27 protein-coding genes and 1 pseudogene are annotated in these 26,261 nt (G+C 43.1%); 26 read left to right on the top strand and 2 right to left on the bottom strand.

The features are described 5' to 3' along the window. The 8 genes and pseudogenes from HQK80_05895 to HQK80_05930 all read left to right on the top strand — a co-directional run. Positions 1-663, top strand: a 663-nt coding sequence (locus HQK80_05895) for a hypothetical protein (protein MBF0221746.1), incomplete at its 5' end; no start/stop codon positions are given. 62 nt (positions 664-725) lie between these two features. After that, a pseudogene (locus HQK80_05900) lies at positions 726-1,535 on the top strand (hypothetical protein). A gap of 275 nt (positions 1,536-1,810) precedes the next feature. Continuing rightward, positions 1,811-3,736: a methionine--tRNA ligase gene (metG, locus tag HQK80_05905; protein MBF0221747.1), complete on the top strand. Its 1,926-nt coding sequence runs from the start codon at positions 1,811-1,813 to the stop codon at positions 3,734-3,736. Next, positions 3,736-4,587, top strand: a complete 852-nt coding sequence (locus HQK80_05910; protein MBF0221748.1) for a hypothetical protein — start codon at positions 3,736-3,738, stop codon at positions 4,585-4,587. Before metG ends, HQK80_05910 begins: the two co-directional genes overlap by 1 nt. Then, the gene (locus HQK80_05915) at positions 4,587-5,345 is read left to right on the top strand and encodes a MinD/ParA family protein (protein MBF0221749.1); all 759 of its coding nucleotides are present in this window, start codon (positions 4,587-4,589) and stop codon (positions 5,343-5,345) included. Before HQK80_05910 ends, HQK80_05915 begins: the two co-directional genes overlap by 1 nt. A 39-nt stretch (positions 5,346-5,384) precedes the next feature. Continuing rightward, positions 5,385-5,684, top strand: a complete 300-nt coding sequence (locus HQK80_05920; protein MBF0221750.1) for a YggT family protein — start codon at positions 5,385-5,387, stop codon at positions 5,682-5,684. Between the two features lie 111 nt (positions 5,685-5,795). After that, positions 5,796-6,647, top strand: a complete 852-nt coding sequence (locus tag HQK80_05925; GenBank protein ID MBF0221751.1) for a DivIVA domain-containing protein — start codon at positions 5,796-5,798, stop codon at positions 6,645-6,647. 32 nt (positions 6,648-6,679) lie between these two features. Beyond that, positions 6,680-6,985, top strand: a complete 306-nt coding sequence (locus HQK80_05930; GenBank protein MBF0221752.1) for a YggU family protein — start codon at positions 6,680-6,682, stop codon at positions 6,983-6,985. A 75-nt stretch (positions 6,986-7,060) separates the two neighbouring features. On the opposite strand, the gene HQK80_05935 is transcribed toward HQK80_05930, so the two are convergent. Both HQK80_05935 and HQK80_05940 read right to left on the bottom strand, forming a co-directional pair. After that, entirely contained in the window at positions 7,061-8,056 is a 996-nt protein-coding gene (locus HQK80_05935) for a 4Fe-4S binding protein (GenBank protein MBF0221753.1), read from the bottom strand. Next, positions 8,043-10,598 (bottom strand): MMPL family transporter, encoded by a 2,556-nt coding sequence (locus tag HQK80_05940; GenBank protein ID MBF0221754.1) that lies wholly within the window; start codon positions 10,596-10,598, stop codon positions 8,043-8,045. Before HQK80_05940 ends, HQK80_05935 begins: the two co-directional genes overlap by 14 nt. 205 nt (positions 10,599-10,803) lie before the next feature. On the opposite strand from HQK80_05940, the gene HQK80_05945 reads away from it, so the two are divergent. From HQK80_05945 to HQK80_06030, 18 genes are all read left to right on the top strand, one after another. After that, the gene (locus tag HQK80_05945; GenBank protein ID MBF0221755.1) at positions 10,804-11,889 is read left to right on the top strand and encodes a VacJ family lipoprotein; all 1,086 of its coding nucleotides are present in this window, start codon (positions 10,804-10,806) and stop codon (positions 11,887-11,889) included. 148 nt (positions 11,890-12,037) lie between these two features. Further along, positions 12,038-12,550, top strand: coding sequence for an ABC transporter substrate-binding protein (locus HQK80_05950; protein ID MBF0221756.1), 513 nt, complete (start codon positions 12,038-12,040; stop codon positions 12,548-12,550). A 312-nt stretch (positions 12,551-12,862) separates the two neighbouring features. Continuing rightward, positions 12,863-13,381, top strand: a complete 519-nt coding sequence (locus HQK80_05955) for a DUF177 domain-containing protein (protein ID MBF0221757.1) — start codon at positions 12,863-12,865, stop codon at positions 13,379-13,381. 83 nt (positions 13,382-13,464) lie between these two features. Beyond that, positions 13,465-13,653, top strand: coding sequence for a 50S ribosomal protein L32 (gene rpmF / locus HQK80_05960; GenBank protein MBF0221758.1), 189 nt, complete (start codon positions 13,465-13,467; stop codon positions 13,651-13,653). 213 nt (positions 13,654-13,866) lie between these two features. Continuing rightward, a complete protein-coding gene (gene plsX / locus HQK80_05965) occupies positions 13,867-14,934 on the top strand; it encodes a phosphate acyltransferase PlsX (GenBank protein MBF0221759.1) in 1,068 nt (355 codons plus the stop codon). 10 nt (positions 14,935-14,944) lie between these two features. After that, positions 14,945-15,925: a ketoacyl-ACP synthase III gene (locus tag HQK80_05970; GenBank protein MBF0221760.1), complete on the top strand. Its 981-nt coding sequence runs from the start codon at positions 14,945-14,947 to the stop codon at positions 15,923-15,925. Between the two features lie 66 nt (positions 15,926-15,991). Next, entirely contained in the window at positions 15,992-17,140 is a 1,149-nt protein-coding gene (locus HQK80_05975) for an acyl-CoA dehydrogenase family protein (GenBank protein ID MBF0221761.1), read from the top strand. Positions 17,141-17,227: 87 nt separating this feature from the next. Further along, positions 17,228-18,007, top strand: a complete 780-nt coding sequence (locus tag HQK80_05980) for an electron transfer flavoprotein subunit beta/FixA family protein (protein MBF0221762.1) — start codon at positions 17,228-17,230, stop codon at positions 18,005-18,007. Between the two features lie 9 nt (positions 18,008-18,016). Next, a complete protein-coding gene (locus HQK80_05985) occupies positions 18,017-19,210 on the top strand; it encodes an electron transfer flavoprotein subunit alpha (GenBank protein MBF0221763.1) in 1,194 nt (397 codons plus the stop codon). A gap of 6 nt (positions 19,211-19,216) precedes the next feature. After that, on the top strand, positions 19,217-19,960 hold the full coding sequence (gene fabG, locus HQK80_05990; protein MBF0221764.1) for a 3-oxoacyl-[acyl-carrier-protein] reductase: 744 nt from the start codon (positions 19,217-19,219) through the stop codon (positions 19,958-19,960). 109 nt (positions 19,961-20,069) lie between these two features. Then, positions 20,070-20,297, top strand: a complete 228-nt coding sequence (acpP, locus tag HQK80_05995; protein ID MBF0221765.1) for an acyl carrier protein — start codon at positions 20,070-20,072, stop codon at positions 20,295-20,297. 13 nt (positions 20,298-20,310) lie between these two features. Then, positions 20,311-21,552 (top strand): beta-ketoacyl-ACP synthase II, encoded by a 1,242-nt coding sequence (gene fabF, locus HQK80_06000; GenBank protein MBF0221766.1) that lies wholly within the window; start codon positions 20,311-20,313, stop codon positions 21,550-21,552. A gap of 2 nt (positions 21,553-21,554) precedes the next feature. Then, entirely contained in the window at positions 21,555-21,998 is a 444-nt protein-coding gene (gene rpiB, locus HQK80_06005) for a ribose 5-phosphate isomerase B (GenBank protein ID MBF0221767.1), read from the top strand. Between the two features lie 50 nt (positions 21,999-22,048). Beyond that, positions 22,049-23,299, top strand: coding sequence for a serine hydroxymethyltransferase (locus tag HQK80_06010; protein MBF0221768.1), 1,251 nt, complete (start codon positions 22,049-22,051; stop codon positions 23,297-23,299). 63 nt (positions 23,300-23,362) lie between these two features. Further along, on the top strand, positions 23,363-23,821 hold the full coding sequence (locus HQK80_06015) for a cytidine/deoxycytidylate deaminase family protein (protein ID MBF0221769.1): 459 nt from the start codon (positions 23,363-23,365) through the stop codon (positions 23,819-23,821). A gap of 208 nt (positions 23,822-24,029) precedes the next feature. After that, positions 24,030-24,494: a transcriptional repressor NrdR gene (gene nrdR, locus HQK80_06020; GenBank protein ID MBF0221770.1), complete on the top strand. Its 465-nt coding sequence runs from the start codon at positions 24,030-24,032 to the stop codon at positions 24,492-24,494. Beyond that, entirely contained in the window at positions 24,481-25,590 is a 1,110-nt protein-coding gene (ribD, locus tag HQK80_06025; GenBank protein MBF0221771.1) for a bifunctional diaminohydroxyphosphoribosylaminopyrimidine deaminase/5-amino-6-(5-phosphoribosylamino)uracil reductase RibD, read from the top strand. The genes nrdR and ribD overlap by 14 nt, the downstream gene beginning before the upstream one ends. Positions 25,591-25,601: 11 nt before the next feature. After that, positions 25,602-26,255, top strand: coding sequence for a riboflavin synthase (locus HQK80_06030; protein MBF0221772.1), 654 nt, complete (start codon positions 25,602-25,604; stop codon positions 26,253-26,255). The last annotated feature ends 6 nt before the right edge of the window (positions 26,256-26,261 follow it).

Here is a 26,261-nt window from a genome sequence, read left to right on the forward strand (position 1 = left end):
CGAATAGTTCTTATTGCAGATATTCATGTTACAATGTCTCGGCGTGAGGTTGTCAACAGTCTGCTGAAAACCTTGGAAGAACCACCCGAATCGACTGTTTTTGTCCTTACCACCGACGAATCGTCTGACTTGTTGCCGACCATTGTTTCTCGTTGTCAGGTGGTTCCCTTCTACTCTTTAACCCAAGCTGATATTGAAAAAAGTCTGGAAGTGCAGGGCATAGAAAAAGGGCTTGCCAGCAAGGCCGCCGTAGCTGCGGCTGGGTGTCTGGGCAGGGCGGAAGAGCTTTGCCGGAATGAACACTTAGCACTGGTTGAAGAACTTATTAGAAAGATCTCCTCTCTCAAGGCGACAGATCCCGGAGCTGTGGAGATTATTTTTCGAACAGCCGAGAAAATGGCTATGCTGAAAGAGGAACTCACTGATTTTTTAGAGCTGTTGAAATTGTGGTATGGGGATTGCCTCAAGGCCCATTCATTATCCGATGACATTTTTTTTGTCTGGCGGGAGCTATATCAAAATACTTGTCAGGCAAAGGATCGCTGGAATTTGTCAGATCTTTCTGATAAAGTGGCCCACATTACTATGGCCCAGAAACAAATTAAGGCAAATTGTAATAAAAGTTTTGTTTGCGAGATTCTTTTCTGGCATCTCATACAATAAATTTCTTGAAAGAAGAACGGTTACGAAGAAAGCTTCATTAACTTATAATTGGTTACAAATTTATGTCTGAAGTAGCAGAAAACCAAGAGCAGATTTTGCAGGAAGACAACCAAGATTCACCCAAACTGGTAAATAAACTATACCAGATCAAGTTTCGGGAGAAGGGTCATATACATTCGGCTGCCTCTAAAATCAGCAATTTAACAAAGGGTGAGCTTGTTATGGTCGCCACTGATCACGGACAGGAGCCTGCCACAGTAAGTGGTTTAGGCGCAGTGGTGTTTAGTGATGAGCCGCAAACAACAGCATTATATGCAATAGCCCGTCGTGCATCGCGTGATGAGATGGTGAAGTATGAAAATCTCATCACAAGAGAGCGGGACTCTATTGCATTCTGTAATGAGACCATAAAAAAACTTGGATTGGATATGAAGTTGATTCGAGTTGAGCGGTTTTTTAACGGCAGTAAAATTGTTTTTTATTTTACGTCTGAAAACAGGGTTGATTTCCGGGTTCTGGTTAAAGATCTTGTTCAGGAGTTCCGGACCCGTGTTGAAATGCGACAAATTGGTGTTCGCCACGAAACCCAGATGCTGGGCGGGTTGGGATGCTGTGGCAGAGAGTTATGCTGTGCATCGTTTATGACCAAGTTTGTGCCAGTGTCCATAAAAATGGCCAAAGAACAAAATCTCCCACTGAATCCATCAAAAATTTCAGGGGCATGCAACCGATTATTGTGTTGTCTCACCCATGAGTTTGAAACCTACAAGAGCTTGAAGAAAGATATGCCCAAGCCTGGAAGTTCAATCAGTTGCAATGGTGAAAAATTCAAGGTCAATAAAGTCAATATCTTGAAGGGCTCTGTTAACGTCACCTCGCTTACGAATCCCGAAACATCGATCGAGTTGCGCCGTGATCAATGGCAACAAGTAGAATCTGTCGGTGGTTCTTCGCGAATACAGCCAGAGCCGCCTCTAAAAGAGCAACCAGAACATCGCAAGAAGCAGGAGCAGCCCAAGAAGCAGGAGCAGCCCAAGAAGCAGGAGCAGCCCAAAAGGCCGGAGCAAGCTAAAAAAACGGAAGAAAAAAAGCCGCATCCTCAGGGCCGAAGCAAGAAGCGAAGAGGCCCCAGGAAGGGGAAAAAACAGTGAATACCTACATAACAACACCAATATTTTATGTTAATGCTGAGCCTCATCTCGGGCATGCCTATACGACAATTGTGGCTGATACATATAGCCGGTTTTCGAAATTACTTGGCCGTAATGTCCGCTTTCAGACCGGAACCGATGAGCATGGTGATAAAATTGATGTCGCTGCTCAGAAAGCCGGGATATCGCCTCAGCAATATGCCGATATGATCAGCGCCAAGTTTCGGGATGCCTGGCCTGGACTATCGATTGAGTATGATAACTTTATACGTACCACCGATGAGGGGCATAAGAAGGTTGTGCGTCAGATTCTTCAGAAGCTCTATGATAAAGGTGATATTGTTTTTAGTGATTACACTGGTTTTTACTGTCAGGGATGCGAACGTTTTCTGACGGAAAAAGAGCTTGTCGGCGGACTTTGTCCTGATCACCAGAAGGCTCCCGATGAGATATCAGAGAAGAATTATTTTTTCAAAATGAGTAAATATCAGGACTGGTTGATCGAGCATATTAAGGCTCATCCTGAGTTTATAACTCCTGAACGCTATAAAAATGAAGTTTTATCCTTTTTAAGTGAACCATTAACGGACTTATGCATCTCAAGACCGACTTCACGGTTAACCTGGGGTATTCCTCTGCCCTTTGATGAAACTTATGTTACCTATGTCTGGTTTGATGCCTTGATTAATTATATTACCGGTTTGGGCTATTCAGCAAGTGGCGACCATAGCCAGAACTTCCTGACGTTTTGGCCGGTAGCAGAGCATGTAGTGGCCAAAGACATTTTGAAACCGCATGCCATCTATTGGCCAACAATGCTCAGGGCTATGGGGGTCGATCCCTATAAAAAGCTCCATGTGCATGGTTACTGGAACATTAATGACACCAAAATGTCTAAGACTATAGGAAATGTTGTGCGTCCCCAGCAGCTGGTTGATGATTTTGGGACAGACACTGTTCGATATTTTCTGCTCAGGGATATGGCCTTTGGGGTAGATTCATCCTTTTCGGATGAGGCAATTATTAATCGGCAAAATTCAGATTTGGCCAATGATCTGGGCAATTTGTTCAGTCGTACCCTGGCCATGGTTAAAAAATTTGCTGACGGGAAAGTTCCACCTAAGCCGCAGAGTGCAACCGAACTTGATCAGGCTCTTATTGATGCTGCCGAATCAATGTTGGTGGTTTTTGTCAAGGATATGGACGCTTTTTTATTTCATCGTGCCTTACAGTCGGTATGGGAAGTGATCAGCCTGTCGAATAAATATATAGTCGAAAATGCACCATGGGAACTTGCTAAAGACCCTGATAAAAGAAAGCGCTTAGAAGATGTAATCTATAATTTACTGGAAGTGCTTCGCATAATTAGTCTGCCATTACACGCCATCATGCCGCAAACTGCCTCTAAAATGTCTACAGCACTTAATGTTGCCTCTAAACCCAGTCTGAAGACCAATGAACCGGTATGGGGCACAGGCCTTGAAGTGGGGACTGCGGTCAACCTTGGTGAGGCCTTGTTTCCTCGCCTGGATAAGAAAAAGCCCATGGCTGAAAGTTCTTCAAAGTCAGAACCTGCTTCAAAAGCAAAAAGCGAGGTTGAAAATCTGCTTGATTTTGAGCAATTCAAACAACTTGATCTACGGGTTGCAACCATATGTGCGGCAGAGTCGATACCTAAATCAGACCGGTTACTCAAATTAACTGTGAAGGCCCCTGAGGAAAGAACCATAGTTGCCGGAATTGCCGAGCATTATGGGCCAGAAGATGTTGTCGGTAAGCAGGTAATTATCGTGGCAAATCTTAAACCAGCAAAGTTAATGGGAATTGAGTCAAATGGGATGGTGCTGGCGGCCAAAGATAATGGAAAACTCTTTTTGTCTGCTGTTTCTGCAGAAGTGACTGCTGGTACAAAAGTTTCTTAATGATACCCGAAAAAATTGGCCAGGCGCAGACGCCTCCCGGAACCTCGCAACCCGCCAAAGAAGTCAACCGAACCTACTCGCTTTCAATTTCAGAAGGTGGCAAAGTTGTTGGTAAATTTATTTATGACAGGTTGAGCGCCGCAGTTTCTCTTATCCATGAACTTAAAGTTTTAGCAGCGATCAAATTTACTCAGCTTGAGATCACTGATGAGTCTGTGCGGACGGGCTCAGACAGTTCGGTTCAGGGTACCGATGTTATTGATACTCTGCAATCGGGACAACTGAGTTCACGGGATCAGATTCGTAAAATTTTGCGCCACCATCTGGATGAGTCCCGCCAAGTTCAGATGCCATGTGCCTTGATCATGATGATGGCCTCACTTGAAACAGTGTCAACAGTACCTGTGGATACGATTCTTTTTGAAATAACCTCTATTATCGGAGAAATAAAAGAACCTCAAGGTCATTTGTTGTGGTATCCTCTCCAGGGTGCGGACTTGGCTCCTGAATGCTATAATGGCCTGAAAATGAGTTGCTTAAGTACCGGGTTTTGCTTGATTCTTCCCGCTGCTGGTTTGATAAAGGCACGCTTGCTTGTTGATGAAATAAAGAAGAAACTTGATGGGCCGGACTGGAGTTATTGCCCGATATCACTTGCAGCAGGTATTGGAGTGAAAACCACAAGTGACATAACGGTTGATGAGTTAATTGAAAAGGTGACTGATAATTTGAAAAAATCCATAACCCAGGGCGGCAAACAGATCTGTTTTACTGACACTTTTTCCAGCAGTCAGGTTACGGTTGAGGAAAGGGCTCAACTTTTTATGATTTCAAAGAAGGCTTTAAATTGATGGCTAAACATGTAAACGACTGTGCCCATGTACCTGAAATAATCTGTCTGAGCAGTGGCAAGGGCGGTGTCGGTAAAACATCCCTGACGGTTAATCTGGCCGCAGCTTTTGTGAAAAAGCGGAAAAGGGTGCTGGTTGTTGATGCTGACCTTGGCCTGGCTAATATCGACATTCTTTTAGGGCTTAATGTCAAGCATACCGTGCAGGAGGCCCTTGAGCAGGGCGCGCCATTATTAGATATTTTAGTCGAGCACGAAGGGTTCTATATATTGCCGGCGAGTTCTGGTGTCCCTGAAATGGCTAATTTGTCCTACGAGGATCAGGCCTATTTAACCAGTTCGCTTGAAGAGGTTATTAATGATTTTGACTTTGTTCTTGTTGACTGTGCTGCCGGAGTTGGCGAGTCAGTCTTGTGGTTTAATCAGTGGGCACACTCAAACATCATTATTCTGACGCCGGATCCGACTTCAATGACTGATGCCTATGCCCTCGGGAAAATTTTAGCGACCAAATATGATAAAAACTCTTTTCAGCTTGTAATCAATAACGTAAAAAGTAATAAAGAGGGTCTTGATGTTTACCAAAACATGGTGATGGTTTTTAAGAATTTTTTAAAGATTGAGCCGGGACTTTTAGGGATAATACCTACGGATCAGAACGTTGCCCAAGCTATCAGGAAACAATCCCCTTTTGTGCTGGGTGCCCCGAGCTGTAAAGCAAGTGTGGCTATATTTGAAATTGTTGATAAATTGATATAGACTTTAAATCTACTAACTTTTTTTAATCAGGACATAGAGATGTTTGTGTTGAGTAATTTTATTAGCGCCTTGGCTACTCTTTTAAGTTTTATTCTTAATGCCTATATGTGGATACTTATAGGTCGAGCGGTTATCTCATGGGTCAATGCCGATCCCAATAATCCTATCGTTCGGTTCCTCTATGAGGTTACCGAGCCTGTTCTGGTTAGAATACGCCGTGTGCTCCCTTTGTATGGCGGCGGCATAGATTTTTCGCCAATGATTTTGATTATGGCAATTATATTTTTACAACAGTTTCTTGTCACAACTTTGAAGCAGATCGCCTTTTCATTGGGATAGTGTCACACCTCACGGATCTCTTTGCTTTTCATGCTATTATGAAGCCAAAGCGTTTCACTTGCTAAGTAACAGGTCTTTTACTTGTTGTCTCAATTCACCAGGAGCTGAATTATGAGTTTAACCCCGCAGGACATTCAAGCTAAACAATTTCATGTACGTTTTCGCGGTTTTGATGTTGAAGAGGTTGATGGGTTTCTCGAACAGATTGCTGAAAATTTTCTTATGGTCATTGAGGAAAATAAGGCAATTAAACTTCAAGCTGATACCTGTAGACAGGAGTTGGATAAATTAAAAAAAGAGGAGCACTCCTTTAAAAATGCCCTTATCTCTGCGCAGAATATTTCAGACCAAATGGTACGCAAAAGCCGAGAGGAGGCCGATTACATTCTCAGTCAAGCTCATGAAGAGGTGAAAAGACTGAAGGATGAGGCTTTAAAAGAGATTACCGAGCTTGAGTATCGGGTTGATCAGCTCCGAGGAACTCAGGGTGAGCTGGAAAATGATCTCCGTGCTGTCATTGATGATTATCTCGATATGATTGATAACAGTTCATCAACGCGAATTGGTGGGGACAACGCTCATGATGACACAGACGAGAGAGAAATGAGTATCTCCTCGGAGCTTTACGGGGAAAGTGATGATCAACTGACAACTTCTTCAGCGCTTACTGTTGATTCCGAAGATACCGGGATGGCTGCCTCGACGGCCCTTTCTGATGCTGATGTTGATCTGTCGGATTTGTATGAGAAAATTGAACTGCCTTCAGCACACCCAGCCGATCACGATATTCCAGAAGCAGAGAATGATAGTGATGATGACGAGGTAACTGTTCAGTTTGAATCAGAAACGTCGTTGATAGATATGAATATAGCTGAGGGTTCCATCCCCGATCTGGATGATGAAATTATGTTTACCCTCGAAGATCCACTTGATGAAGTCAAAATTGAAGAGGATAAGTCATAGCTGCAAAGCAGACATTAAGTAGTCAGGGCTGTATTCGCAGCGCTGATGGAAATCTGCTTGTTGATGTTACCGTGCAACCAAGGGCATCTAAAAATACTGTTGTAGGAGTTTTTAATCACACGTTAAAAATTGCTACAACTGCCCCACCAGTAGAAGGGAAGGCAAATTCTGAAATTATTGCTTTGCTGGCGAAATTTTTTGAAATACCAAAGAGTACTATTTCGTTAAAAAGTGGTCAGCAAAGCAAAACGAAACGATTTGTTCTTCCCGGCCTGTCAGTTGAAGAAGCCGACAGCCTCTTCGCTAAGAAAATCCCGCCACCTAAAAATCGTAAATAATGGACAGATATTAGCTATTAGCCTTTAGCCCCTTAACCCTTAACCCTTTACCCTTAACCCCTTACCCCTTTAGCCTCAAACTCCCATTTCATAATAGCGTTTCATGATTTCAGCTGGTAGTGAGTTGTGCCAGTGACCAGTCGAGACGGCAATCAGCCAGAATAATAAGAATATGGCAATCGTCAAAAATGGAATCAGATACGGTGAAACCTTTTGAGATGGCCCCACTCTGACGGTCAGGCAGTCCTCCTGAGGGCAAGTGCTGACGCAGTCAAGGCAACCAATGCACTCAAGGCTCCGAACGTGACCACTCTTGTCGGATACCGAAATCAGCGCAGGGCAGATTTTGTCGCATTTTTTGCAGTCGATACATCTCTTTGAATCACGTTTAACTGCAAAAGGGCTGATACATGCCAGAATACCCAGCAGCGCACCGTAAGGGCATAGGTATCGACACCAGAAATTCTTAATGACGAAGGAGATCATCAGCAGGAAGATCATGACAGTTGCAGCCAGTTTCCCAGGAGCAATGAAGAAGTAAAGCATTTTAGCATCAACTGTAATGTTATAGGGTGAGCGTAAAAAACTGTCGATGGAGGCAAGGTTCATCTTGAAGGCGATGAGATATATAAAAAAGAAGAGCAGTATGTATTTAAGGGAGAGTAGTGGTATGTCGAGAAAAAACGGTAGTTTGAAGATGGTTTTAAACCTAACCCCGGCCTTTTCTGCAAGGTTGGAGGTGAAACCAACGGGGCATATCCAGCCGCAAAAGCCTTTTCTGACAAGAAGTGCTATTGTTAGAGCTGCAATAAATATTGTTAAGCCAGCTGGATGAATTGGGTCATATTGGCCTGTGAACAATAGTCTTTTAAGGCCCAATAGGGCGCTGATAGGTAAAAAGGCCTCGACCGAAGGGGGCCTTTGGATATAAACAGCAGATTTTCCAATAGCCCACTGGTGAAATTGGAAAAACTGCCACCCACTGTAAAGGCAAAAAACAGTGAACAGCGACTGGCTTAAGCGCCGGAAGACGATGAGGTGTTCACGAGACAATAGTTTAGTTTTGGGCATTGGCTGATTTTGTAGGGGCCTCAGGACCTAATGGCTTGAAAACAATGATGAGCTGGGGTAGCAGAGTTAAAGCGGCCAACAGGGCGGCCAACATGGCGAAGCCGGTGAAAAGACCAAAGTAAATTGTAGGGATGAATTTTGAAAGAACAAGGATTGAAAAGCCTATTATGATGGTCAGTGATGTATAATACATAGCTTTCCCAATACTTGCATGACAGCGATGCATTGTCGCCCGATAGTTTCGATCCTTTTTGAACTCTTTCATGAACCGATGTATGTAGTGAATTGTGTCGTCAACTGCAATCCCGATGGAAATGGCTGCAATTGTAATTGTCATCATGTCCAGTGGAATACCAAAAAAACCCATAGCTCCTAAGACCATGGCTGCCGGAAGCAAGTTTGGCAGGATAGCTATCAGGGCAATTGACAGGGATCTGAAAAGCACCATGAACATGAGCATAATTCCGCAAAACACAACCCCAATCGTCATAATCTGAGATTTGAATAAACTTTGCAGCATATTGTTATAGAGAACCACCATGTTGGTAAAGTGAATGGAATCAGCCGGATAGTTCATCTCATCAACAAGAAACAGATCTATTTTCTCAATCAATTTCTGGCGGGAAAGGTTGATATCTGACTCCATAATTCGAGTGGCAAAACGAACTTGGTTGTTGGCGATGGAAAGGTAGGGGGTAACAAGAACATCTTTGATGGTCTGCGGTATTTTATCGTACATAAGCGATAACTCGTAATCATCAAGAGCAATGCTGTTATTAAGAGATGTGGCAATTTTTGTCAAAGTAGCAATTGAAGAAACTTTGCCTGTTTCGGGTAACTGCTCGATAAAGGAGTGGATTCGTTCAAGTTTTTCGAGCTTATAGGCGGTAAACCAGTATCTCTCTGAAGAGAAATTTGATTCGTCCACCAGGAGTTCATCGCCGCCAAAATCGGCTGAAAGCAGATCATCGTCCAGCAGATCACCAGCTGACGAATCGCTTGTTGAAGCTGCTTTGCTGGTTGAAGTAGCGACCTGTTCGTCAGGGAGATCGATAATTATGTCAAGCGGTGTCGTTCCTCCTAGCTTTTCATCAATAAGTTTCATGCCCTGGTAGATCTCTGTTGATTCGCTGAAGTAGTCGATAAATCTATTTTCAACTTTTAGCTTGGTAACCCCGTAGGCGCTTAACATAATTAATAAAAATGAAATAAATAGAACCAGACCACCTCTCTTGTCGGTAAATACAGCAAATATCGAGGTGAAAGGGGCCTGTTTACTTTCTTGCAGAGCAATGTGTTCACGGTTGATTAGCATTGCAGCAGCAGGAAAAATTAGAAATGTAAGGATAAAAGAGGCGATTAAGCCAATTGTCATCATGAGCCCAAAGTCCATTACCGGGCGAATAGAACTGACAAGTAAGGAAACAAAAGCCACAATTGTGGTCAAAACAGTGTAGAGGCAGGGCATGAATTTTAAACGGACCGTTTCGAGAACAAGAAACTCTTGACTTTCATCAGGGTAGATAGTGCATAATTCACGATAGCGCACTATCAGGTGAATGGTGAGTGACATCGTGAAGATGAGCATTAAGGAAATAAAATTAGAGGAGATAACCGTTACCCGCCAATCCATCAATCCAAGTAAGCCAATCATGGTAGTGGCGGCGGTAAAACAACATACCATAGGTAGAAAGACCCATCGTTTTTGTTTGAAAATTATGGTTAAGGTTAGAATAAGGAAGATAAAAACTCCGACGCTGAAGATGATAATGTCGCTTTGCACATATGAGATCATGTCGGCAATGATCATTGGAACACCGCCCAAAAACAGATTGGCAGTGTTGCGGTGCAACTCCATTGTAGAGCGAATCTCATCGACCAAAGCGTTCTGCTCGCCGGTGAGGTGTGTGGCGTAGGCTCTGTACTCTTCTGAAACGACAGCCAATCTTGAGCGTTCATCGGCTGTGATAGTCTTGTTGAACTCTTTCTCTCGTAAATTTGTTCGTTCGGTCAGGAGGTCACGTAATTTATGGTTAATAGGCAGGTTGATTAGAATGGCAGTTGTTTGACCGTCAGGGCTTACAAGTTGTTCGCTGTAAATTGGATTTGTTTTAAACTCCTGCTTGGCAAGCTGGAAATCAACATCCGGAGTTAAAAGGGTCCTGACCTGGTTCGATAAATCGCTGAAAGTGACTTTAGGACTAAAAAGCAGCGGGACATTTAAGATACTGACAATGGAATCCACACCACGGAGAGCTGAAAGCTCGTCGGAGAGTTTTTTTAAATCATCAATGACCGGCTTGCTGAAAAGGTCAGCGGCAGGGGTGTAGGTCAGAACCAGATAATCGTTTGTTCCGTACTGGTTGTAGATTTTACGAAAATAACGCAGGGCATCATCATTTTCGAGAACCAGAGAGTCAGCCGAGGCGTCAAGTTTGAATTTTCCTGAATGGAATGAAAAAAATGCCACTGCCAGAAAAACAAAAAAAATCGAAAAACCTGGATGTTTAATGATGGTTCGTTTATATATTTTTATAAACATTATTTTGTCTTATTAAGGGTATTTTTTGGGTAGATGATACGTTTATCGACACGGTAAATACAACACAGTTTGAATAATAATTCAATGATACATTAAATTATAAAAAGCATATTTGGGATTATTTTTTGTCTTGTAAAATTAATTTAAATTATCGACAATGCTTCTAGCAGCTATTTTATCACTTTAATAAAAGGAGCCTGATGTCTTGAGGAGAAAAATCACATCGTATCTCGTAGTATTCCTTTTGTTTGCGCAGCCTTTAGTCGCGATGCAGGCCGATGATGACTTGCTTGGTGAGTACGAAACTGACACTGAAATTTCTGAAATCAGTGACCCGATAGAGCCGCTCAACAGGATTTTTTTTCAGTTTAACGATACGCTATACACGTATCTCTTAAACCCTGTGGCTGAAACATATGCTGCAATATTGCCTGAAGATATTCGCGGGTGTATTGGCAATGCCTTTAACAATATCGTGGCACCTATTCGAATTGTAAATAACCTTTTGCAGGGAAAAGTTGCACAGTCAGGGACTGAGCTGCTGCGTTTTGTGATAAACACCACTGCTGGCGCTGGAGGTTTAGCTGATCCGGCTAAAGAGGTGTTTAACTTGCACACTTCAGATGAAGATTTTGGCCAGACTCTGGGAAAATACGGTTTTGGTGAAGGTATCTATATCTGTTGGCCTATCTTTGGCCCCTCTAATATCCGTGATACAATCGGCAAGGTTGGTGACTCCTTTCTCAACCCTCTAAGCTATATTTATTTTGATGACTCAACAAATGGCTTAGCTGTCCATGCCGGGAAACGTATTAACCAGACCTCACTTGTGCTCGGGGAGTACGAACAGTTTATTGAATCATCCTTTGACCCGTATATTGCGATGCGGCAGTTTTTTACTGATAGTCGTCGGAGTCAGATCCTCGATAAGCATATTGATACATCTTCGTATCCGAAACAAAGCAGTTTTTTTAATTTTGATGAAGCTGATAAATCCGCGATGTTAAGCGCTTTAACGGATGGTCCTGTGAAAGCAGTTAGCCCGGAGCGATTAAAATCAAAAAAATACTTTATCCAGGTGGGGGTTTTTACCGACATTGAAAATGGTGACGCCTTATCCCAAAGACTGCTGTCAATCGATAGAGAGCCTGTTGTTGTAGAATATATTCGAGAGGATTATACGTTTTATGGTATTCAGGTCATCGGCGGCAATGAGTTTGTCTTGGCAAAAAATGCGGAGCAGGAACTAATTAAGGCCGGTTTTCAAGAGACTCTAGTACTCAGTAGATAATTTAAAAATTGAGCATACAAGGTATTTAAGCATGGTATCGTTTCACATTAAGAGAAAGATAGTGGCATCATGCACTGTTTTTTTATTTGTTCTGGGTTTTGTTGCAGTGGTCTCTGCCGAAGCGAGTTTGCCTATTGACTCAATAAAAATGACAGTAGAAAGAATAATCCAGGTTGTAACTGATCAGGCTCTAAAAGGTGAGGAAAACTCAGAAAAGCGTAAGAACACGATACTGCAGTTGGTGGATCAGCGTTTCAATTTCCAACTGATGTCGAGACTGGCACTCGGCGATAACTGGGACAGTCTGACAGTGGAGGAGCAGGCAGGTTTTGTTGTCTTGTTCTCTGATCTTTTAAAGAAAACCTATATCAGAAGGATTGAGTCGTATTCCGATGAGAAAGTCGTTTTTTCAAAAGAGAATGTCAAAGATAATTTGGCGTTGGTCTATAGTCAATTTGTGAAGGATACGAGTGAAATTTCGATAATTTATAAATTGAAAAAAGAAGGCGACGAGTGGCTGGTTTTTGATGTTGTAATCGAGGGCGCCAGCGTTATAAAACAGTACAGACGCCAATTTTCAGAAATAATTACTGCCGAAAAATTTGACGGTTTGATGTTACGTCTTCAAGAAAAAATTAAATTGTCAAACGCTTCACACTGAAATTTCCTCCTTATGGTTTATCCCTGCCTGAAATTGTTCCCTTCGTGTTTTTTCGTTCTCGATTAATCCTTTATTCGACAACGCCATTGTACTTCATGCTGTTTTACTGGACTGATTTATCTTGCGTAGCCTTCCTGGGCAAATTACCCATAACTCATAGTTTGAGATATCTTTAAAGCAAATTAATGATGGTGTGATTTTCTTAAATAACTTGACAATACTGCGTAATTTCTTATATTCACCTGTTCTTCTGATTTGAAAAAACAGTGCTTTGCTTAGGTATTTTTAAAAGTAAAAAAAATTGGAATTTGTGTGAAAATTTCATTTGATGAGATACCTGAAGAAGGGTTGAACTTCGACATTAATGACCGGTTCTGGCTTACCAATACAGACTTCAAGGTACTAAGTGACCCTTTAGCACGTATCACCTTAAAGAAAATCGAATCACGCGTCGTTATGAGAGGTTTTATTACATGTTCGGTTGAGTTGGAATGTGATCGTTGCCTTTCCAGTTTTGAATCTAAACTTGAGTCGGATTTTACACTTTTTTTCGACTGGGTAGGGGTTGGGAAAAACCTACATAATGAAGATGAGCATCAACTGACAGATGCTGAAATGGATATTGTTGAGCTTGAAGATCCGGAAATTGATCTATTTGAAACGCTTCAACAACAGTATTATCTGATGCTGCCGGTAAAGACTATCTGTAACGAAAAATGCAAAGGGCTCTGTTCTCACTGCGGCATAGATAAAAACCAGAGTTTGTGTTCATGTTCTGAGTTATATAAGGATAGCCCTTTTTCTGAACTTACTAAAATAAAAATTCATTAGTCGTACCGTCCATATTGTGATGACGGTATTTTTTATCCGTTGAACGTTCAACGTTATTTACTATAATTTGTAGAGGCAATCTGATGGCATTACCAAAAAGAAGACATTCTCACGCTCGGACCCGATTACGACGATCACATGACGCATTAGTAGCACCAAATGTTTCAAATTGTTCTGAGTGTGGCGAGCCCAAACAACCTCATCGCCTTTGTGCCGGCTGTGGTACCTATAAGGGTAGAACAGTTGTTAAATTTGATGACGAAATCGAATAGAAAAACTTGGTATGGCACTTACTTTCGTCAGCATTGATATGATGCGCGCTGGCATAGACCGCAAAAGTCGATCTAGTAGTCCTAATAAGAGCAATAGCCTACATTCATCGTTGACGCCTGTTTTGCACGTGAATTATCAAATAAAATCTGACTCCATGGCGTGTTACCATGAGTTGTCATGAAGATCCCGGCCTGCCGGATTAGGGGAGTGACGTGCAGATAGCTTTAGATGTAATGGGTGGTGATCGCGAACCTGATGAAGTCATTTCCGGTGCTGTTGACGCAGTCTGCAAGTATGGTTATCAGGTCGTTTTGCTTGGCGATAAAAAGTGTATTGATACATCACTGACAAAACATCTCGCTGATTATAAAAAGTGTGCTGCTCAAAAAGAACATACTTCTGCCTTTGATGTTCATGACAGAATTTCGATTGTCCATACAACACAGGTAGTCGAAATGGATGAATCTCCGCTTGATGCGATTCGCAAAAAGAAGGATTCTTCCATAGTTGTTGCCTTTGAACAACTTAAAGATAAAAAGGTTGATGCTGTCGTGAGTGCCGGCAATTCAGGGGCCACTTTAGCTGCCGCTGTAAAAACACTTGGTCGGCTTAAAGGTATTTCCAGGCCGGGTATAGCAGGTATATTTCCAACGCTCAAAAAACCACTGGTTATTATGGATGTTGGTGCCAATGTGGATTGCAGGCCCCAGCATCTGCACCAGTTTGCAGTGATGGCAACCGCATTTTCCAGGGTATTGTTTGATATTGATGAGCCGAGGGTTGGTCTCTTGAGTATTGGCGAAGAGGGTGGCAAGGGCAATGCCCTGGTAAAAAAAACCCACGAACTGTTGACTGCAAGTAACCTCAATTACATCGGTAACGTCGAGGGCAGAGATATTTTTCAAGGTGATGTCGATGTTATGGTTTGTGATGGTTTTGTCGGAAATGTTTGTCTGAAGCTGAGTGAAGGTCTTGCTGATGCGATGGTATCCATGCTAAGGGAAGAGTTTTCTAAAAACCTTATATCCAAGGTGGGTTATCTTCTTACCAAGAAAGCCTACGCGAATCTGAAAAAACGAACTGATTATGCTGAGTATGGCGGAGCACCACTTCTGGGGTTTAATGGTACCGCCATTATCTGCCATGGCCGCTCAAACTCGCGAGCTATAATGAATGCCATTAGAGTCGCAGCAGAAATGGTACGTAACAATATGAATGACCATATCTGCAATCTCCTCGCTAAAGATCAGGTTTTGCCCGAAAATATAGAAACGGCCTGAAAACAATTCCATGAAGAATTCATTTATTTTAGGGACTGGTTCATGTCTGCCAAGGCGTGAAGTTTCCAACCACGACCTTGAATCCATTGTTGATACCTCTGATGAGTGGATTACTACTCGAACTGGTATCAAATCTCGTCGTATCGCCGGCCCTGGCGAAGAAACCTCTAAAATTGCTGCACATGCTAGTCGTCAGGCTCTGGATATGGCTGGCGTAACTGCCCAAGAGATCGACCTGATTATCTGTGGCACAATGACCAGCGAAATGTCCATGCCTTCATGCGCTTGTCTTGCCCAGAAGGAGCTCGGTGCTGTTAAGGCATTTGCCTACGATATTAACGCTGCTTGCTGTGGTTTCTTGTATGGACTGGATTTAGCAGATGCGTATGTCAGACGTGATCCTGACCTGAAAATACTTGTGATTGGTGCGGAAAATCTTTCAGCACGGACGAATTGGCAGGATCGTACCACATGCGTATTGTGGGGAGATGGTGCGGGCGCTGTAGTTGTGACAGGAACATCGTCCTACGACTATGGGCTACTGGGCAGTAAACTTTATGCCGATGGGACGTTGTCTCACCTTCTGAGTATGAATTCTGCAAAAGGTATGAACCCTGATCTGCTTAATGCAAACAATAAAGGGTCATATATTAAGATGGAAGGGAAAGATGTATTTAAGTATGCTGTTAAATCTATGGAAAATGCAGTTGTGCAAGTTTTAAAAAAACAGAACATGACAATTGAAGATATATCGTATGTGATTCCCCATCAAGCCAATATTCGTATTCTTAACAGCCTGCTGGAAAGGCTTTCGGTCCCTCCAGAAAAAGTCTATGTAAATATACACAAATATGGTAATACATCTGCAGCCAGCATACCCATAGCACTTGATGAGGCCAATCGTTTGGGCAAGTTGCATAGAGGTGACACAGTACTTTTTTGTGCTTTTGGTGGTGGGTTTACCTGGGGTGCTTCTATTGTTAAATGGTAATTTGAATTTAAGATACGAAGCGTGTCTTTACTCAATGATTGTAATACCAGTAATTTGGGGATTTTAATGGACTATTTTTTAACAGAAGAACAGCAAATGATCGTTGAGGTCGCTCAACAAATTACCAATGAAAAAATAATACCTTGTCGAGCTGAACTTGATGAAAAAGAAGAGTTTCCCCGTGAAATTATAAAAGAGATTGCTAAGGCCGATCTATCAGGACTCTATATTGAAGAGCAATATGGCGGCTATGGCGGAGGTAGTTTTGATATTGTCTTAGCGCTTGAACAATTTGCCCGTGGCTGTGTCGGAATTGCTACTAGTTTTGCTGCTAATGCGCTTGGTGCATACCCGATAATCCTATCAGGAAGTGATGAGCTGAAAGAGAAGTATCTGCCATTGTTGGCATCTGGTGAAATTATGGCGGCCTTTGCACTCACTGAAGCAAATGCTGGAAGTGATGCCTCCGGTATTCAGACCACTGCGGTACTTGACGGTGATGAATGGGTTCTTAATGGTACAAAACAGTGGATAACTAACGGTGGCGAGGCAAATTTATACACTGTGATTGCTATAACCGATCGTAGTAAGGGCCCTCGTGGAGCGTCCATGTTTGTGGTTGAGGATACCGACCCTGGTTTTTCCTATGGGCCAAAGGAGAAAAAACTTGGTATCAGGGCCTCTTCCACCAGGGAATTGATCTTTAAAGATTGTCGAATTCCTAAAGATAGGATAATTGGTCGACAGGGAACAGGGTTTATTACTGTTATGAAGACCTTGGATAAATCTCGACCAGGAATTGCTATATTGGGCGTCGGTCTTGCTCAGGCGGCCTTGGATGAGTCGGTAAAGTATGCTAAAGAACGTATTCAGTTTGGTAAGCCGATAATTTCATTTCAGGCAGTACAGCATTTATTGGCTGATATGGCAATTCAAACTGAAGCAGCCCGCGCCCTGGTGTATCAATCGGCAAAACATATTGATGCGCACCCGAAGGATATGTCGAAGGCTTCATCAATGTGTAAAGTTTTTGCAACAGATGTAGCGATGAAGGTGACCATTGATGCTGTGCAAGTATTGGCAGGGTACGGGTATATGCGTGAATACCCGGTTGAAAAGATGATGCGGGATGCCAAGATACTGCAAATTTATGAAGGAACTAATCAGATTCAACGAAATGTTGTCGGTTTGGCTCTGAACAAGGAATATACTTAATACGGCGGAGCCGGAAAGTTAAAAGTTAAAAGTGGCAAGCGCTAACTGATGTCATCATTTACATTCAAATTACTGTTAGGGCATTAAATGAGAATTGTAGTTTGTATTAAACAGGTACCGGATGCCAAAAATGTACGTTTGGACCCAGTTACTAATACATTGAGTAGAGAAGGGGTTAAAAGCATAATGAATCCCTTTGACCGTCATGCGCTTGAGGAGGGTGTTAAACTCAAGGAGCAATATGGCGGCACTGTAGCTGTTCTCAGTATGGGGCCTCCTCAGGCTGAGGAGATGCTTCGTGAAGCAATTTCCTGTGGTGCAGATGAAGGCTATCTTGTTTCGGACAGGGCTTTTGCTGGTTCGGACACCTGGGCCACCACCTATACCCTGGCGATGGCAATTGCCAAAATTGGCGGCTTTGATTTAGTTCTGTGCGGCAAACAGGCGATAGACGGCGATACTGCCCAGGTCGGACCCGGACTTGCCCATAGACTGGACTATCCATACGCTTCATATGTCAAAAAGATTCATGAATGTAAGGAAAATATCATCTATCTTCAGCGAATGATGGATGATGGCTATGATGAAATTGCTATTCCTTTGCCTGCTCTTTTGACGGTGGTTAAGGAGATTAACACGCCGCGAATTCCTTCTTTAAAAGGTAAAATGAAGGCCAAGAAGGCCACAATAACTGTTCTGAATGCAACTGATATCGGTGCAGATCCAAGGTTTTTAGGTTTAAACGGATCACCAACTCAGGTTTCACGGGTTTTTGCACCTGAACCGAAAGGCAATCGAACTATTCTTCAAGGTACAGTTGAAGAGCAGGTTGGCCAATTGGTTGGAAAAATTGAGGCATTACTCTAAGAGAAATCGATGCTTAAAATTGATAAAGAACTATGTATAGGTTGCGGTGTCTGCGTTGATAGTTGCGCATTTGGTGCCATAGAGATGGTTGATGCTAGCGCTGTCGTTAATGAAAAATGTACTCTTTGTGGTACATGTGTAGATAATTGCGCTGTAGAGGCACTCTGCATAGAAAAAACTTCAGATAACAGACAGGCTAATATTGACGAGTATTCTGGGGTATGGGTTTATGCCGAATATCGAAATGGCTCGGTGGCTCCCGTCTCTTTTGAGCTCCTTGGTGTTGGACGCCAGATAGCTGGCCAAAAAGAGGTGTCATTGTCTGCAGTTCTATTTGGGCATAATTTAGAGAGTGCAGCTCAGGAGCTTATTGCCTTCGGCGCCGATACTGTATATGTGGCTGATTCCCCGAACCTTGAACATTTTACCGATGAGTCGTATGCTAACCTGTTGGAAGATTTGATAGGTCAGTATAAACCCGAAATAGTTCTTGCCGGTGCAACCGCAATTGGACGATCATTTATACCAAAAGTTGCAACAGCTGTTGGCGCTGGGCTTACTGCAGACTGTACCGATTTGTCCATACGTGTTGAAGACGGAACTCTCTTGCAGACCAGGCCTGCCTTTGGTGGTAATATTATGGCAACTATCGTCTGCCCGGACACAAGGCCGCAGATGGCGACAGTCAGGCCGATGGTTATGACTGCCTGTGAGCCCGACAGCAGCAGGCAGGGAAAAATTATAACCGTTGAGCCGGGTGCTATGCGTCTGGCTGATCGAGTGAAAGTTCTGGAGACTGTTATTGCAGTTGAGGATGCAGTCAAACTTAATGAAGCTGATATCGTCGTTGCCGGTGGGCGCGGGATGGAGAACGAGAAAGGTTTTGCCTTGGTTCGCGAATTAGCCTCAACTCTTGGTGGCGCTGTTGCTGCGTCGCGTGCGGCTGTTGATTCAGGTTGGATTGGCTATCCGCACCAGGTTGGACAAACCGGTAAAACTGTGGCACCGAAACTTTATATCTGCTGTGGTATCTCCGGTGCAATTCAGCATATGGTCGGCATGCAGTCTGCCGATACTATTGTTGCAATCAATAAAGACCCCGATGCACCGATTTTTGATATTGCAACCTATGGAATAGTCGGTGATCTTTTCGAAGTTCTGCCCAAATTAATTGATGCCTTTAAAGAACGAAAAGGGTTGTAAACGTTTATGACAATTGCAGGTAAAATCGCTTTGGTTACAGGTGGAGGTCGTGGGATAGGACAGGCAGTAAGTCTTAGACTTGCCAGATTGGGGGCTAAGGTGTTAATTAATTATGTGAGTCGCCCTGATGCGGCGCTTGCAACCGTTAAGCAGATTACTGAAAATGGCGGTCAAGCTGGTGCTGTTCAGTTTGATGTTGCTGATTTTGACGCAGTCCAGTCGGCCATTAAAAATTGTATTAAGCAGGAAGGCTCTATTGACATACTCGTTAATAATGCCGGGATTACCCGTGACGGTTTGCTTGCAATGATGAAGGAAGATGCTTGGGATGCTGTTCTTGATACAAACCTTAAAGGTTCATTTAACTGTATCAAGGCGGTTTCCAGGCCAATGATGAAATCACGCTGGGGCCGAATAATTAATATAGCCTCAGTTATTGGTTTTGCTGGTAATGCCGGACAGGTTAACTATGCTTCAGCAAAAGCAGGTCTGGTCGGGTTGACCAAATCTGTGGCTCGGGAGTTATCCTCTCGCGGTATTACTGTAAATGGCGTAGCCCCAGGTTATATAGAAACTGAAATGACTGATGGACTTTCAGAAGAAGTAACCAATAAAATATTGAGTGAAATTCCACTCTCAAGATTAGGTCAAGCTGATGATGTGGCTGCCGCAGTTGCATTTCTTGCTTCGGAGGATGCCTCATACATAACCGGACAATTCATTCACGTAAATGGCGGAATGTATATGTGAATTTGTGAAAGATTTAAGTGCTGAAGCGTGAGCGTTTCACGTAGATAAACATTTTAGAATAATGAATAATTTTGTGTAGCAAAAAAAATAGATAAAAAGGAGAAAAAACATGTCTGTAGAAGATAAACTTATAGAAATCATTGCTGAGCAGCTGAGTGTAGATAAAGCAAAGGTCGTTCCTGGAGCCTCTTTTGTCGATGATCTTGGTGCTGATTCACTTGATTTGGTTGAGCTTATTATGGCGATGGAAGAAGCTTTTGATATTGAAATAGCTGATGAAGTAGCAGAAAAGATCACTACTGTAAAAAGTGCAATTGAGCATATTCAGTCTGTCTAATAGGAGCTGAGTTGTGGCTAGAAGAGTCGTTGTTACAGGTCTTGGCCTTGTTACTCCGTTAGGTACAGGTGTAAAGAAAACCTGGGATAATTTATGTGCAGGCAAGAGTGGCATAGATAAAATCACCCGATTTGATACAACTGACTATGCAGTTAAAATTGCTGCCGAGGTCAAGGATTTTCAGGTAGAAGATTTTATCGACAGTAAGACAGCTAAACATCTTGAGCTCTTTGTCCAGTATGCTGTTGCTGCTTCAAAAATGGCCTTGGATGACTCTGGCTTTTTGATTACTGATGAAAATGCCCACCGAGTTGGCTCTATATTTGGTTGCGGTTTAGGTGGTCTGCCCACCATTGAACACTATCATCAGGTAATGCTTGAAAGGGGACCTAAAAGAATTACTCCTTTTTTTATCCCAATGGTTATTCCTAACATGGGTGCAGGTCAAGTATCGATTATTTTGAAAACAAAAGGTCCGAACCTGTCGCTTTCAACTGCCTGTGCCGCTGGTACACATGCTGTTGGCGAAGCCTATCGGTCAATACTGTTGGGTGATTGTGATGTTGCCTTTACTGGTGGCAGTGAGTCAGTGATCTGCCCCATGGCTGTCGGTGGTTTTAATTCGATGAAGGCTCTGTCCAAGGAGAATGATTCCCCGCACACTGCATCCCGACCTTTTGATAGAGATAGAAGCGGTTTCATTATCGGTGAAGGCGGGGGGGCGCTTCTGCTTGAATCTTTGGAACACGCACAGGCTCGAAATGCTAAGATTTATGCTGAGGTTGTCGGCTATGGAATGTCCGGAGATGGATATCATATGGCTGCACCGCCCGATGATGGTGAGGGAGCTGCTCGGTGTATGCAGATGGCTTTGAACAGTGCGGGGATGACTCCTGAGGATATTGATTATGTTAATGCCCATGGGACTTCAACTCCTTTAAACGATCTCTGTGAGACTCGTGCTATTAAAACTGTCTTTGGCGATCACGCCTTGAAACTTGCTATTAGCTCCACAAAATCTATGACGGGCCACCTGCTTGGTGGCGCTGGTGGTATTGAGTCTGTTTTTACAGCACTCTCTATTTCTGAACAGATAGCGCCTCCAACCATGAACTTGGAAAATCCTAGTGATGAATGTGATCTTGATTATGTGCCCAATTCGGCCCGTAAAATGAACATTCGGGCCGCGATGTCAAACTCATTTGGTTTCGGTGGTACGAATGCCGTTTTAATTATGAAACGTTACGAGAATTAAAAGTGAAAATTGCTATTGGCTGTGATCATGGCGGTTATGTTCTGAAAGAATCCATCGTTGATCTCCTTGTTCTGGAACAGTGTGAAGTCGTTGATGTAGGTTGCAATTCGACTGCATCTGTTGACTATCCCGACTTTGCAAATGCAGTTTGTCAAGCGGTGCTCAAGGGTGATGCGGATCGAGGTGTACTTATTTGTGGCACCGGGATTGGGATGTCAATTGCAGCTAATCGATTTAATGGTATTCGCGCCACTTTGTGCCATGAACAGTTTACAGCCCAAATGAGTCGAGAACATAATAACTCTAATGTGCTATGTCTTGGTGCCAGAGTCGTCGGACCGGGACTGGCACTTGAAATTGTTAGAACGTGGTTACACACCCAATTTGGCGGTGATCGTCACCAGCGACGTCTGGATAAGTTCGCTGCCGGTTGTCAGATCTCGTAATCCAGTAATTAAAATTTGTAATCATTAAAATCTAATAAAAGGCGTTTATTGTGTCTTGTTTAAGTAAAGAAGATCCAGAAGTTTTCCGTTCAATTGAGCACGAACTTGGTCGACAGGCCAATCAACTAGAGCTTATTGCCTCTGAAAATATTGTCAGTCAGGCTGTGCTAGAGGCTCAGGGTTCTATATTTACCAATAAATATGCCGAAGGGTATCCAGGTAAACGCTACTATGGTGGTTGCGAATATGCTGATCAGATAGAGACCCTTGCCCGTGAGCGAGCACTGAAGATATTTAAGGCTGAATACGCAAATGTTCAGCCCCATTCAGGCAGTCAGGCTAATATGGCTGTTTATTTTTCTGTGTTATCTCCCGGTGATAAAGTTTTGGGGATGGATCTTGCCCATGGTGGACATTTAACCCATGGTAGTGGGGTGAACTTCTCAGGACAGCTCTTTAATTTTGTTTCTTATGGTGTCAGCAAGGAAACTGAGCAAATTGATATGGCTGAAGTTGAACGTATTGCTGTTCAAGAAAAGCCGAAAATGATTGTTGCTGGTGCTAGTGCATACCCTCGCATTATCGATTGGCAGGGTTTTCGTACAATTGCCGATACGGTCGGCGCGCTCTTTATGGTCGATATGGCTCATATTGCCGGCCTTGTTGCGGCAGACCAACATCCTTCACCGGTTCCATATGCTGATTTTGTTACTACAACTACTCACAAAACCTTGCGTGGTCCTCGTGGTGGTTTGATCCTGGCTAAAGATGAGTATGGGCAGAAATTAAACAGTAAAATATTCCCTGGTATTCAGGGTGGACCTCTGGTTCATGTTATTGCCGCTAAAGCCGTTAGCTTTAAAGAGGCTATGACTGCTGAGTATCGCCAGTATCAGGAACAGGTTGTGAAAAATGCCCGAACTTTGGCCGAAAGCCTGACTGGCTTCGGTTTTCGGCTTGTCTCCGGGGGTACTGACAATCATCTTATGCTCGTTGATTTGTCACCGAAGAAGATCACTGGAAAGGATGCGGAGGAGGCCCTTGAAAGTGCTGGCTTAACGGTCAATAAAAACGCCATTCCTTTTGATACCCAAAGTCGATTTGTTACTGGTGGTATTCGAATCGGAACTGCGGCCGTGACAACTCGTGGTTTAAAAGAACCTGAAATGAGAAAAATTGGCGATTGGATTAATCGTGCGATTGAGAACACGACTAAGGCAGAAGTGTTGTCTCAACTTAGAGATGAGGTTCGTGCACTGTGTGACCACTATCCACTCTATCCCCACTTGCGAAAACAGTAGTCTTTTTTAGAATGTGACCCCAACATTTCTTAGTACACCTCTATACTGAGTTCTCGATTTACTATGTCATCAAAACTTGTTCATATACGACCATCGTGGGATGACTATTTTATGGGGATTACCGAGCTTGTTGCTCAACGTTCGACCTGTACTCGTCGGAAAGTAGGGGCTATTTTAGTTCGTGATAAACGTATTGTTGCTACAGGGTACAACGGAGCACCATCAAAAATTCGGCATTGCCTGGATGTTGGATGTCTTCGTGAACAGAAAGGTATTCCTTCCGGCGAACGGCATGAACTCTGCCGAGGTCTTCATGCCGAACAAAATGCAATAATTCAGGCTGCCCTTCATGGTTTCAGTGTTGAAGGTGCAACGCTCTATTGCACAAACCTGCCGTGTTCAATCTGCACCAAGATGTTGATAAATATTCAACTTGAAAAAGTTTACTACAAAGAAGGCTATCCAGATGAATTGACCTCTCTAATGATGTCTGAGGCAGGAATCCCACTCAATCAAATCTAGCTTTTTTTCCTTCCCCTTGTCGTTCAGCTGTTCATCTTCTATCCAGCCTCAGTAATAAATGTTTTATTTCTTATCTGATTTTGACTTACAGTGTTGAACTTTTCTTTTGCCTTTAAGTCTAAGCTTATTATAGTAGCACGATGCAAAATGCATCTGATCTATACAAAGTAATCTTATATTCTGTACTGTCTATAAATAGGGTGAACTTATGAAATGTCCATATTGCGGCCTTCTTGATAATCGAGTTGTTGATTCTCGTTTAAACAAAGATAATACAATTACGCGTCGACGACGCTTGTGCGAATCCTGTGAAAGGCGTTTTACGACCTATGAGCGACTTGAAGTCACTATGCCCATGTTGATAAAGAAGGATGGCCGTCGTGAGCCTTGGGAACGGCATAAAGTTGTTGAAGGGCTTAAGAAAGCTTGTGAAAAACGGCCTGTATCTATGGCTCAGATTGAAGAGTTTGCCGATGCCCTTGAAAGAAATCTACAGGATATGGGTGAACGTGAAATTCCTATTACTTTGGTTGGCGAAAAAGTAATGGATGGCTTACGTGAAATCGACGATGTTGCCTATGTTCGTTTCGCGTCTGTATATCGACAATTTAAAGATCTTAGTGAGTTTATGGATGAACTCAAAAATATGCTTGGGGCTAATGGAAAATCATAACTCTGAAGATCTGAAGTACATGAAATTAGCCTTGGATGAGGCGGTCAAAGCTGCGGGGAGGACATCACCAAACCCACTGGTCGGCGCTGTGGTTGTGAACAACGGCAGAGTTGTTGGTCGTGGATATCATAAAAAAGCTGGCACAGCCCATGCCGAGATTAATGCCTTGGCTGAGGCGGGGCCAAAAGCGCATGGAGCCACAATTTACGTTACTTTGGAGCCATGTAATCATCACGGTAGAACAGGCCCCTGTACAGAAGCTATACTCAAAAATGGTCTGAGGCGGGTTGTTGTCGGTATGCCTGACCCAAACCCCTCTGTTGCTGGAGGCGGAAACTTATTTTTAACTCAAAATGGGCTCCAGGTAACCTGCGGTGTGCTCGAAGAAGAGTGCCAGAGAATAAATAGACCGTTTGTTAAGTGGATAACTCAAAAAAAACCGTGGGTTATCGTTAAGGCTGGAGTTTCATTGGACGGTAAAATTGCATCATCAAGTGCTGAACAGCTCTGGATTACCAGTGAAAGTTCGCGGGCCTATGTCCATCAGGTTCGTGATCAGGTTGATGCAATTTTAATAGGTGTTGGTACGGCTTTGGCAGATGACCCTGCGCTCACCTGTAGAATTTCAGGAAAATCTACACAAGATCCAATACGCGTTGTTCTTGACTCTCATCTTCGGTTGCCGCCCGAATCAAAATTGCTTAACCAGAAATCCGCGGCCAAAACCATCGTTTTTTGTGGTGAACATGTGACAGATGACCAGCTTAAACCCTTTTCAGGTGTTAATGCCGATATTGAGCGAACTGTTAGAGGCATTGATGGACAAATTAACTTGGAAGTGGTATTAAGCGCACTCGCTCAAAGACAGGTGACCAGTATCCTCGTTGAAGGTGGAGGGCAGATTCATGCCTCTTTTATTCGTAACCATCTCGCCGATCAGGCGATGCTTTTTTATGGTCCTATTTTTGTTGGCGATCAGGGGGTTTCTTTAGTGGGCGGTAAGGTCCGGGGGGGAAATGGTACATTCCCCAGGCTTGTGCAGGTATCTACGAAACAGTTTGACAATGATGTGCTAATCGAAGGTTTATTTGAGTAGAATACATTCATATGTTTACAGGAATTATACAAGGTAAAGGAAAGTTGTTTGAGACAAGACCGTCCGGGGGTGGTCTCGTTTTTGGACTTGAAGCTGATTTTGATCTAAATGATCCTCTGGAAGGTGAAAGTATCGCCATCAATGGCGTTTGCTTAACAGCAAAGAATATCACAAAAAAACGGTTTTACGCTGATGTTTCACCTGAATCTCTGGCGCGAACCAATTTAGGTTCTTTAACCGTCGGCAGCGGCGTGAATCTTGAGCGTGCCTTACGATTAAGTGATCGCTTGGGTGGCCATATTGTCAGTGGTCACGTTGATGCTGTCAGTAAAGTTATTTCACGAGAGAAGCTGGGTAACTTTACGATTTTTACATTCAGTATCCCGGACGGACTGGGGAAGTATATAATCAGTAAGGGTTCCATAACAATTGATGGCATAAGTTTAACGGTTAATTCGTGTGCAAGCCGTCAGTTTTCTGTTTCAATCATACCGCATACCCTTGAGGTTACCATGCTGGGCACCATCGGTGCTGGATCCGTGGTCAATCTTGAGGTTGATATTATCGGGAAATATGTCGAGAAATTGGTGCTCCATACTTCTGATGAGCACGAGCGATCAAAAATTGATGTATCTTTTTTGGCTGAGAATGGATTTTTAAAGTAAATAAAT

The sequence above is a fragment of the Desulfobulbaceae bacterium genome, from assembly GCA_015231515.1.
Lineage (GTDB): Bacteria > Desulfobacterota > Desulfobulbia > Desulfobulbales > VMSU01 > JADGBM01.